Origin of the sequence: Pseudoalteromonas sp. XMcav2-N (assembly GCF_024124545.1) — a bacterium.
Taxonomy (GTDB): domain Bacteria; phylum Pseudomonadota; class Gammaproteobacteria; order Enterobacterales; family Alteromonadaceae; genus Pseudoalteromonas.
This window is the reverse complement of sequence record NZ_JAMXSF010000029.1, coordinates 22,018-33,717: the sequence shown is the minus strand read 5'-3', so window position 1 is coordinate 33,717 and position 11,700 is coordinate 22,018. Positions and strand designations below refer to the sequence as shown.

The 11,700-nt window shown below is 51.9% G+C and carries 8 protein-coding genes; 1 reads left to right on the top strand and 7 read right to left on the bottom strand.

What is annotated here, in order from left to right; genetic code table 11:
* Window positions 1–100 precede the first annotated feature (100 nt).
* The gene (locus NH568_RS23310; protein ID WP_253111024.1) at window positions 101–1,237 is read right to left on the bottom strand and encodes an acyltransferase family protein; all 1,137 of its coding nucleotides are present in this window, start codon (window positions 1,235–1,237) and stop codon (window positions 101–103) included.
* 387 nt (window positions 1,238–1,624) lie between these two features.
* Complete coding sequence (locus NH568_RS23305; protein ID WP_253111022.1) at window positions 1,625–1,930, bottom strand: hypothetical protein; 306 nt, start codon at window positions 1,928–1,930, stop codon at window positions 1,625–1,627.
* Window positions 1,931–2,160: 230 nt separating this feature from the next.
* Between NH568_RS23305 and NH568_RS23300 the strand changes: the two genes are divergently transcribed.
* Entirely contained in the window at window positions 2,161–2,457 is a 297-nt protein-coding gene (locus NH568_RS23300; RefSeq protein WP_253111020.1) for a hypothetical protein, read from the top strand.
* A 102-nt stretch (window positions 2,458–2,559) separates the two neighbouring features.
* On the opposite strand, the gene NH568_RS23295 is transcribed toward NH568_RS23300, so the two are convergent.
* The 5 genes from NH568_RS23295 to NH568_RS23275 all read right to left on the bottom strand — a co-directional run bounded on the left by NH568_RS23295 (window position 2,560) and on the right by NH568_RS23275 (window position 11,333).
* A complete protein-coding gene (locus tag NH568_RS23295) occupies window positions 2,560–3,840 on the bottom strand; it encodes a HAMP domain-containing sensor histidine kinase (RefSeq protein ID WP_253111018.1) in 1,281 nt (426 codons plus the stop codon).
* Window positions 3,840–4,520: a response regulator transcription factor gene (locus tag NH568_RS23290; protein ID WP_253111016.1), complete on the bottom strand. Its 681-nt coding sequence runs from the start codon at window positions 4,518–4,520 to the stop codon at window positions 3,840–3,842. Before NH568_RS23290 ends, NH568_RS23295 begins: the two co-directional genes overlap by 1 nt.
* A complete protein-coding gene (locus NH568_RS23285) occupies window positions 4,498–7,647 on the bottom strand; it encodes an efflux RND transporter permease subunit (RefSeq protein ID WP_253111014.1) in 3,150 nt (1,049 codons plus the stop codon). Before NH568_RS23285 ends, NH568_RS23290 begins: the two co-directional genes overlap by 23 nt.
* A complete protein-coding gene (locus NH568_RS23280; protein WP_253111012.1) occupies window positions 7,640–8,839 on the bottom strand; it encodes an efflux RND transporter periplasmic adaptor subunit in 1,200 nt (399 codons plus the stop codon). The genes NH568_RS23285 and NH568_RS23280 overlap by 8 nt, the downstream gene beginning before the upstream one ends.
* A gap of 244 nt (window positions 8,840–9,083) precedes the next feature.
* On the bottom strand, window positions 9,084–11,333 hold the full coding sequence (locus NH568_RS23275) for a cytochrome c peroxidase (protein WP_253111010.1): 2,250 nt from the start codon (window positions 11,331–11,333) through the stop codon (window positions 9,084–9,086).
* Between the last annotated feature and the right edge of the window lie 367 nt (window positions 11,334–11,700).

Genomic DNA, 11,700 nt, shown 5'->3' with positions numbered 1-11,700 from the left:
TAAAACAGCACACAGGCCGTAAAGATTCGATACGTGGTAAGTGCGTTCGGGCCAGCTTTGACGATGAATTCAGGGCAGAGCTTATCTTTGGTTAATGTCGTTAACGAAGTATGCTCTCACCCTGGGTCTCTGCGGCCTTCACTTTTAAGCCAAACATATAACGCATAATATTGAATGGCCTAATTAACAAATAACAAATTGCATAACAGGCGATGAATGATGTCACAAGTAAACACAGTGATTTAACAGCAATACTGTCATCCCACTGAACGATATAAAATGCAAGGGCAACAATCACGGTTTGATGCACAATATAAAAGGGATAAATCAGTTCATTGGTCACGTGCAGCCATTTGGGTGTTTGTTTACACCATGCACTGACATAGCCAACTAAGGTCAACATACCCGTCCATGAAACGAGTGCACTGATAAGCCACCAGAGCTGCCAGCGCATGTCCAGCGATACATAGTCGCTAATATCAGGTCTGTAGTACCAGGCGTAAAATGCGATTGAGCTCACTATTAGCCACTTAAAATTGGTGGCGCGGTTAGCTGCCAGCGCCTGCCAAATCTTAGGGTTTTTCATAAAGCACATACCTGCCATAAAAAACAATAAAAAAAACAGCGACACAGACAGGTTAAATAAGCTGGTATCTTGCGAGCGCATAACGCTTTTGAGGCATAGCCGTATCCCTATGACCACTATGCCCAGCAACAGCAAGCCGTGTTTTCGCACCGCAATGTGTTCCATAGCCCGGAGTAATGCGCTCCCTGATGACGTGCCGAGCATCAGGTTGATAGGTACAGCCAGTAGCATAAAGATAAAAAGAAACTCTACAAACCAGAGGTGGTTTGCATTAAAGGAAAATATCAGGCTGCGATATGCTTGCGCTAAATTTTGATATTCTTGGATGTTTTCAAAATAATTCTGTGGGGGCACCACAATCATCATCGCGAAGATGAGCGGGATAAACAAACGATGCAGCTTGGTGGACAGGAATGTGCTTGCTGATACTTTATGGAGTAATAATACCGACCCGGCGCCCGCAATGAAAAATAATGTGTGAAGCCTGACCTGCTCGAAGTAAACCATAATGTCATCGAGTACCTTACTCGACTCTCGGTTCATGACGTGCCAGCCATCTCCGTTAAACGGCATAAATACATGGTGCAGGAATACTGCAAAAATTAACATGACTCTGAGCCAATCGAGTTCAGAATACCTGGATTTATACATGCTGGCCAAACCTCCCTGGCATATTTGGTACAGTTTAAAGCTGAATAATGGTCCGTGTTTTTAAACAACGAGACAAGTCCATCAGGAATGATGATACTTACTCTGAGGAGCTCTAAACAGGGTAACGCTCAGAGTACCTATTTTCAAACACTACCTCATTCATGGACGCAGGTGCTGTAAAATTATGTAATGTATCCCACACTAAAGTTGCGAACCAGTCTGACTGTCATATAGTCCTGGAGTATGCTCCGCTGTGTTACTAAGCTCAGAAAGTCCCCCTGACAGAACCCTAAAGCACTCACTGTGCGGTTTGACGAAAGCACATGCATTGCAATCACACTTTTAAACTCTTTAACGGTTGGCACAGACTCGCGCTGGGTGATGGGGCTAAAATTCCAAAATGCGTTTGAGCATACTTTGCTTAGATTTACAGATAAGCCATAGCTCGTGGCGCAATTGAAGTCCTAGCTTCGCATCCTGCTCTGAGGCACCAGTGAGGGTTAAACAGTCATTAATACTGCCCATGCCGCCATAGGCCCCAAGCGCGTGATAAATACTTTTTTGGGGCTGGCCTTTACTCAAAAACTCCGCAGATTTTTTAAAATAATTAGCCCAGTGCAGCTCATCATGGGAGTGTAGTAAATCAATCATACGTTCTAACTTAATCTGATATTCGCCGTAGTCATGTTTCATATTCAGGCCATATGCACAGGGATTCATCAAAGTAAAAACCTACCACTAAAAAGTGTATTGCTCAATTGAGTTTGTCCCGCCTGTTTCGGGTTCGCATACCAACACTAGATCAAAGGGGAGAAACAGAGTGCACCCATAGTTATATGCTTCCAACCCCGACCTGCTCAGAGATCTAATGAGCAGATTCCTTCGTATAACTCTGCGACCTTTCAACTGGCTGTGAGGTAGATATGAAACAGCTTGCACTCAGAATATACGATTTCTACAAGTATATTTTCGACTCAACCAGAAACCCGCTTCGGCATATACCGGACCCTGTCAGTCGCTTCCACATAATGACCGTTCTCGCCTGCCTTTGGAGCTTTGCTTTTGCTACCTATATAGGCAGTATGATCGTATTTGGGATCAGTCTGGCTGCACACATTGTTCTTTTTCTGATGTTTTTCTTTACCATTGCGGTATTTTATGACGCAGAAAAAAACAAATCATCCTGGTTAATGAAGTTGCGCAGGGACAGGCTGAAGTAGAACCGAATAAATCATACAGGCTCAGTGGAGCAGACTTAACTGCTCACTGAGCGCGTGCCTGACTCTAAGCAGATTCGGCAGGTTGTTAGCTCACCTCGTTGTCTAATATTGTGGTGATAAAACCAGCGTAACACAAAAGCGGTGTGCGTCGTGGCGAATGCTCAACTGCCAGCCAAGTTCGTCACATAGTTTTTGCGCCAGATCCAGACCTAAGCCGTAGCCCGCAGTATTGTGGAGCGCACTGTGCTCTGAGGGTGGCTCTGAGCCTATGTATTCGTGATTTTCAATTTCCAGTATATGCTGAGTCTGGTGGATAGAAATGGCACCCTGATGGGTATGCTGAATGGCATTTCGCAACAGGTTGCCAATGACGATAGTGGCGCCGGAATGAGGTAACTCGCAGCGATAATCGTCGGTCTCAAGCCGTATGTCTATGTGTTTTCCCTGCTTCAGATAAGTCAGGTCCTGCATCAGTGATTCCACCAACCCGGCCAGTTTTACGGTCTTTAAATCTCTCAGAGGTTGTCCCTTGCGGCTTAGCCACAGCAGAGTTTCAGTCAGCGCGACCATCGCCTGACTCGCGTGGTCAATGCGCTTTAGTGCCTTGTTGCTTTTTTCACATTGAGCGCTGTCAAGGCGTTGTAGTAGTTCTACGCTGCTGCGGATCACGGCAATAGGTGTGCGCAGCTCGTGACTGGCGTAGCTGACAAACGCCTGCTCCCGGTCCAGGCTTTGTTTAACCTGCTGCAGGCTTTGCTGGATCAGTTCCGCCAGGGTTGTGAGTTCGTGGTATCGAAATACCGGAGGCGGCTCGTTGAGCGAGTGATGATCCAGCTCGGCTGCCCATGCATGTAGTTCTGCCACGGGCCGGGTCACGGTGCGCATCAGCATCACCAGGATCGAAGCAAACAATGCGAGGGTGCCCAGAGCGAATAATATGCCCAATATCTCAGGCCCCTGGAACCAGGCTTTGGGCGGTGTTTTTGGGGCTATAAAATGGTGGGCAACAAACCCCGACTGACCATCAGGCTTTTCAAAGTACATAACAAATCGCGCATCACTGGGGCGGGTGAGTATATTGTCGCGGGTCACGTTTTTATGCAGCGCATTGGATTCTATATCCTGACGGGAAAACGCTGTGCGGATCGCATCGGGTAAATCCTGCCACTGACTGGCCACCACAAAATTGTGTGCTTTGACAGGTTGGCCGGGCTGAGGATGATGGGCCTGGGCAACATTCAGCATAGTGCCTTTCATCATGTCATCGAGCCCGGTAAAAAAGCTGTTGGTCCAGAGCACCGACAACAAACTGATGACCAAAGTGGCCAGCACCAGCAATGCGGCGAGAATATAGCGACGTAGGCTCATATGTATGGGGGCCATTAATTCTCCTCCTGAAGACAGTGCAGTTTAAAGCCTTGTCTGGGTATGGCATCAACTGTGATATGGGTTGTGTACATCGCCAACGCTTTGCGCAGGTGGTGAATATGCACTTTAAGTGCATTACTGTCCGGTTGTTCATCGCCCCAGATAGCCTGTAACAGCACCTGCCGGGTAACCAGATTAGGATGGGCGCGAAGCAGGGTTTCGAGTATTACCATGCCGGTCGGGCTAAGCTTAAGACGGCTGCCATGATACGTGGCGTCACGGCCATCTATATCCAGGCATAATCCGGCCAGTTCCAGCCGTTTTATTTCGCCACTTTTACGCTTGGCCAGGGTTTTTACCCTGACCACCAGCTCCGCCATGGCAAAGGGCTTCACAAGATAGTCATCGCAGCCGGTGGCAAAACCGGCCAGTTTGTCTTCAAGCTGATCCCTGGCGGTGAGCATGATCACTGAGGTATCGTCGCCTTCGTCGCGCAGTGCCTGACAGATCTGCAGACCATCCATACGCGGCAGGTTTAAATCCAGAATGATCACCTGATAGTGGTTATCATGGATCAGGTTGAGCGCGGCGACCCCGTTGGCTGCGTGGTCGCAGATGATGTTTTCCAGCTCAAAGTAATCAATGATGTTACCGGCCAGTGCCAGGTCATCCTCAACTAAAATGACGTTGATCATGGGGGACATGCTCCGTACGAATGGGGTTGAATCGGCTCATCAGGCTAGCAATATCGTGGCTGATCAGCAGTAAAACAGGAATTAAAAACAAGGTAATGGCAGTGGCAAACAAAATGCCATAGCCCAGCGAAGCCGCGGCAGGGATCAGAAACTGTGCCTGCTGAGAGGTTTCGCCCAAAATAGGATACAGCCCGGCAAAAGTGGTCAGTGACGTCAGCAGTATTGCGCGCAGGCGACCCGTGCAGGCTTCAAGTAGCGCATTTTGCATGGTTTTCCCCTCATTGCGATAGCGATTAAACTGGCTGACCAGCAGCAGGCTGTCGTTGATCACCACGCCACTGAGCGCCAGTATGCCATTTAAGGATAGAATACTGAGCGTTAAACCTAAGCCCCAGTGTCCTAAAATCGCGCCCACAAAGCCAAACGGGATCACCGACATGATGATCAGCGGCTGCCAGTAGGACTTCAGTGGGATAGCCAGCAGCGCATAGATGGCCAGCAGCGCCAGCAGGTAAGCCGAGCTCATGGAGTCAGTGGCTTCTTTTTGGTGCTCGGCTTCTCCGGCAAAGTGCAGCGTCAGATCCGGGTACTGAGCACGTAGCTCTGGGACCACGCTTTGCTCCAGTTGGGCCACTAATTCAGTGGGGGTCAGCTGGGTTTTATTCACTGCTGCGGACACAGTGACTGCTCTGACGCCGTTGATACGGGTAATGGACTGTACTTCGCTGGTGTAGGTAGCTTTGGCAACGTTGCCCAGCGGCACGGTTCGCCCGTCCGGGGCACGCACCCGGGCTGCAAGCACGTCCCCTTGTTCGCTGCGCTCATCCAGCGGGTAGCGAACCCTTACTTTCACTTCATCTTTGTTGCGCATATAGCGTTGTACCACTTCACCGCCAAAGGCTTGCAACAGCTGGCGTGCCAGTAGCTGAGTGGTAAAGCCGCGCATTTCGCCCTCTTCGGTCACTTCAAAACGCATCGTCGCTTCGCCCGGAGCCAGCGAGCTGTCGATGCTGTGTACGCCACTGATATCGCGCAGCGCCTGCTGCAAGGTCGCTTCGGCGGCCTCTAACGTTTCGTCGCTGGTACTTTTTAGCTCCACCTTAAAGTTGGAGACGCGTGCCAGTTGTGCCTGAATGTGTAAGGTTTTACTGGCCTCCGGGGTGCCTGCGATGGCGCGCCAGCGTTTTGCCAGTTCACTCAGGGTGTAGGGCTGGGTGCCGGCCAGCTCCACATTGAGTATGCCGCTCTGATCGCCCGTGGCGCTGACCGACACGCTGGCGATGTGACTGATGTTTTGCTTGTCCAGCAATTGTTGTTCGGCCTGATATAGCTGGGCCTCCAGCTGATCCAGGTTGCGGGCTGTCTGGCCAAAACTGGCGTCGTTATAGAGTGTCATGATGGCGGTGATGGTATCCGCTGGCAGTCCGGGGAAAAAGCCCACCCTGACCATGCCCTGGGTGATCAGGCTGATGGCCAGAAAAAACAGCGCAACAAACCCCATCAGTGCGGCGTAGCGAAAGTGCATTACGCGCTCCAGTGCCGGCTTGTACAGGCGCTGATTAAAGCCGGTCAGTAAACCATCTGCCTTTTGTTGCACGCGATGCCACAGCAGCGCGATGCGGTTTGGCTGCTTTTGGGGCTTTTGTCGGGTGCGAATGTACGCCAGATGCGCTGGTAAGATCAGTTTAGATTCCACCACAGACAGCAACAAACATAAGGTGACCACAGTGCCAAACTGCGCATACAGAACGCCCAGCCCGCCCGAGATATTGGCCAGTGCCGCAAAGGCCGCGACGGTCGTTAATACGCCAAACAGGGTAGGGACCGCGACCAGATGGGTGCCTTTGATGGTGTTACTGAGGGTATCGCCAAAGCGCTTTCGGGTGGTGTAAATACTTTCACCCACCACCACGGCATCGTCCACGACTATGCCCAGCGCCATAATAAAGCCAAAGGTGGTCATTTCGTTGAGGGTCATGCCCGTGTAGGGCTCTGTCATAAAGTACAGGCTGCCAAAGAACACAAAGGGCAGGCCCGCAGCAACCCAGAAAGCCACTTTCAGGTTTAAAAATAGCGCCAGTACCATAAACACCAAGGCAATACCGCTCAGCGCGTTCAGGCTCAGCAGGCTCAGGCGCTCGGTGATCAGTTTAGAATTGTCGTACCAGGTGATAAGCGAAGCGCCTTCAGGCAGCTTGCTTTGCCACTTGGCCACCACGGCTTTGGCCTGTGCCACGCTTTTACTCATGTCGCCGTATTCATCCATCACTATGGTAATGCCGTAGGTGGGATGACCGTTAAACCGCGCCAGATGAAAGCTGTCATCGGCAAAGGTGTCTTGTAATGTGGCAACGTCACTGAGTCGAATGCTTTTGCCCGCAGCTGTGGTCGCGACCACAATCGAGGCAAAGTCACTGGCGTAAAGCGCCTGCTCGGCGGCTTTGAGGCGCAGAACCTTATCCGGGTTACGCAGGCTGGTGGTCAGTGCCGTGCCGGAATACTGATTAATGGCCCCGGCCACGTCGCTGAAACTGAGCTGATAGGCTTGCAGGCGCGCCTCGTTGATTTCAATAGCTACCAGCGGATCGCGGTGATCGTTTTGCTTGAGCGTGGCGATATTGGGCTGCGCCAGTAAGTCGTCGGCAAGCTGGCTACCGAGGGTTTGCAGTGTCTGAGTCGACAACTCGCCAAACAGCTGCACCCGGATCACTTCCTGCTCCCGCTGGGCCGTAGTAATTACGGGTTTTTCGGCGTCCTCTGGCAGGTTGTAAATGGCATCAACCTGGTTTTTTATGTCTCTTTGTAAGGTATCCAATTCATGTTGCGAGGTTTTTTCTACGAGTACCTGCACAGTGCTGGCGCTGGCTGTGGTGGTAACGCGTTTGATCCCTTTGACGGATTCCAGGGCATTTTCTATGGCGATTGCAATGCCCTGCTCGGCCTGGGCGGCACTGCCGCTAGGGTAGGCCACGCTGATCTGTACCGTGTCCGGGTCTTGTTGCGGAAAGCCTTCTTTGCGCAGACTATCGGCGCTGCTTAGGCCCAGCAGGATCACCGCCAGCATAAGCAGGTTGGCCGCAACCGGGTTTTTGGCAAACCAGGCAATAATTGAAAAACGTTCAGTCATGGGCGCGCTCCTCTGTCACTGGAGTGACCTTCATGCCGTCGAGGTAGGCACTGAGTGGGCGTAGCACGATATTGGCCTGGTGCATGTCTTCACGGGCCTTGATATAAACGGCGCTGTGCTGGCGAAACTGGATCTGCGGGGTAAAGTGCGCCAGGCGATTTTCCTCATCGACATACCAGATATGATTTTGCTGCGACAAGGCTGACGCGGGAACACGCCACAGGTCGTTTTGCTCCGCGCCCTTAATGTGCACCTCAACATAGCTGCCAAAGTACAACGGCTGAGCCTGATCTAAGGGGTTGTCTACGCTGACAATAGCCAGGCGCTGGCGCGACTGAGGGTCAATGTGCTGACTCAGGCGCGTCACTTGGCCGTGCCATTGTGTGTCTGCGGTATCGCTTGTGGCATCGTTGAGCGTAACCGACCAGCCGCTCTCGGGCATCGCCTGAGTGGGCAGGTGCTGCCATTGCTCGGCGCTGAGTTCAACGGATACTTCGGCCTGCGCTGTGCTGTAAAGTGTGGCAATGGGGCTGCCCGGTTGCACATAACTGCCAGGTTGTACCGAGCGCGTGACTATGGTGGCATCAAAGGGCAGGGTAAACTGGCTGGCGGCCAGGTTGTACCGGGCACTTTGCAGCTGCGCTTCAGCTAAACTTAGCTGCGTGGCCACAACGTCTTGCTGCGGCGCACGTAATGACGACAAGAGCCCTTTACTGTCGGTGCTGGCCAGCTGGCGCCACTGCGCCTTGTTTGGCGAGCTCTGTAGCTTTTCTTCTTCCACATTCAGCCTGGCTTGTGCCAGCGATACTTCGGCACTGGCCAGCGCCTGTTGCAACTGGGTGTCGTCTATGCGTGCCAGTACCGTCCCGGACGACAGTCGTGCCCCTTGCTTAAAGTCTGGATGTAGCTGAGCCACCCGGCCGCCCACCTCGCTGCTGAGCGTCAGTGCGTGAGTGGCCTTGACTGTGCCATGCGCGGTAATGACCCGAGTGTAACTGGCCGCCTGCACGGTCGTGACCGTGACCTGAGGCAGGCTCAGGGCTGCGCTCGTTTGTTGGCGTTGCTCAGAGCCTGGCTGAGTCTGGGCCTGCGCTTCTGCACCACCCAGAGAGGGGATTGCAAAGACAATGGCGGCACACAGGCCACAAAAAGCCAGCTGGGTAATGAGTAAACGGTTGTTGAGTAACGTCATGATGAATTCTCTGAATAAGCACTTAGGTTTGCCCGCTGAATTTTTATGCGGGTAAAAAGTAACCGCTAGTCTAAAGAGCGTGCGGTTAAAGGCGGGTTAAAGAGATTTGTATGTGCTGCAACTCTTTGATCACACTGTGAAGAATAAAAAGCCGCAGGTAGGACTACGGCTTTGGGGTTGATATCACGGCTGATATCTACTGGGCAAAGTAGAGGGGGGACTCTAGTTTAGCTTGCGGTTCTGTTTATGATCCTTTGGGCGGGTCAGGACGAATGAGGTCGGCCTGAATACTCACGCCCTCATTCTGGCCACCACCTGAGAGCAAAAAGTAGTACCAGCCGGGAGCTGCGCCGTCGATGCGCAGAAACTCAGTGTTATCTGCTGAGCGTGAGGCAAAGGTATACATGCTGGTGCTGGGCCAGAAGTTGCTTACAAACAGGTCGCTGTTGCCGGCGCCGTGTCGGGTGCGAATTTCCAGCGTGCTACCCGGCTCAGTCACTTTGACAAAAAAGTAACTATCACCAGAGGATGCACACTGGGCGCGACCAGGCATAAGTTCAGCATAGCCACTGGGCAGGCCCTGCTCACAGGCATTAACGATATTGCGGGGTTGCTCACCCGGCTCACGCAGGGCACTGTCGATACCCGCTGCAATTGTCAGTCCTTCATAGCCCTGCGGATCCAACACAGAAACAAAGTGGCGGCCACGATTGACGGTCACTTTCAGCACCTGCTCGGTGCCTGTGCCACGCGATATTGCCTGAGCATTGGCCGGATCGGCCCATTGGTCGGGATTGTAAAACAGGCGAGGGCGTCCTGCGCCACCACGACTGCTGAAATACAAGGTGGTGTTATTCTGTACGACATCCACATAAAAATAATGGGCTTTGCCCGAAATACACTCACCCTGCGCCAGCAACAAGCGGCTGCCAGTTACCGCTGTATCGCCCTGACGGCAGTCTGCGGGCAGATACAAGGGCACACCCTGATAGTTTTTGGCAAACAGTTGCAGACCATCCGGATCGCCTTCCTGTGGTTGCGGCAGCCAGGCCATGAGGCACTCAGCTTGCTTTACACATGGATCGGTCAGGGCCTTCATAAAGTTGACCAGATCCGCTTTTTCCTGAGTGCTCAGCTCCAGTTTACGCAGTACCGGGGCACCATCGGCAATTTCATCATCAATGATTTTCGCGGCGGCATCGGTGTGCTGTCGGGTGTCGGGGAACAAGTCGACACAACTTTCTATGTCTTTGAACTGTGGCTGTCTGCACCAGCCCTGATTGTTTATGTAGTCATCTAATACCGCATGGTAATCATCGTAATGCTCAACCACTTCCTCCAGCGTATCGTAGCTGCCCGCATGCCCATAGGGGCCGGTGACCTCGACGTTCAGCAAGGTTGTGGAGCGAAAGCTGTAGATGTCATCCAGGTTCTGGTTACGCAGCATACGGCCGCGATCATTGCTTTCATCGCCAGGCTCACCGGTGCCAGGTCCAATTTGTGGAAAAGCCAGGCGATGGTGGTTAGTACCTTTGGTCTGACTAAAGCTGTCGGTGTTGTGACAGCCAATGCACTGGGTTGGCAAAAAGTCTGGCTCACTACCGCCATCTGATGGCGGGGGAGGCATATAAAGATACAGGTAGGCCCCGCGTTTTTCGGATTCACTCAGCGCGTTTTTATCGCCCTGAACGTAGCGGTTCCAGGGGTTGTCGGTAAAGTTCATCGACTGCTGGTAGGCTGCCAGTGCACGGGTGATGTTATCAAAAGTAACGATTTCTTCGGCGCTTTTATCGCCATAGACCGCGGCAAAATAATCCCGCCACTGGTTGCGAAACAGCTCGCCCTGAGCGCTGCCATAGTTACCGATTCGTGCTGCCAGATGGGCCCTGACGGCTTCATTGGGCGCGCCTTTCATAAACTCAAAGCCCTGCATTTCTGAGGGGGTAACGACCGGAAAGCGTGCTTGTGCCGCTAACAAAGAGTCACCTGCATTGGGGTCGGCTTCACCATGAGGCACATCCGGGGTACTTATTCCTTGCTCGGGGTTCAGCCAGTCCAGAAACTCCACCCGGGCATCACGAAACAAACTGCGTTTATGCACCCATGCATTGAAAATACTGGGCGAGTTGCGTGGCACATAAAACTGCCCTGTGGTGGTTTTGCGGCCCGGCCCGAGTACATCCGGGTCTTGTGCCAGAGTGCCCACGGGCAGGGAGAGGCCGTCACCACCACCCAGGTAGGGGTGGTGGCAGCTGGCGCAGGCGACTTGCTTATCGCCACTGAGCGCTTTGCTAAAAAACAGCAGCTTACCCAGTTTGACTTCGGGGTCATCGACGCTGGGTAAGTCAAAGTCGTTATCGGGCTTGCCTGTCAGGCCATGCTGAGCAATGAGCTCAGTGAGCGCCAGATCTAAGTCATCAGGGATGGGCTGCGCGTGTGCGTTAAACGCGCAGCCCACTAAAAGTGCAATGGCACCAGTTTTAACCTTTCTCATGTTGATCTTCCTTTCACTACAGTTGCTTTAGTACGGACGGGCCGGCTCAGAGGTTAAGCTAACGTGTTCTGGGTTAAATAAAGGTTAAAGCTGATTTGGGTAGAAATATTCCCGATTGGGGAATAATGCGCTTTAGAAAATGGAGTGATCAAAGTATGAGCTATTTTTATAAATGTTTTTTAATGAATGATTATTTATTAATCTCGGTTTGATTTAAATAAATATTTCATCTATTTGAGCTTTTTGCGACTATAAAAACCTGATACTGTTATCGCGAATTACGTAACTAACCAAAGGAAATTAAAATGTTACTTAAACTAAGCAAAAAGACCGTTAAAAACCTTAACATCACTTCTGCTAAACTTAA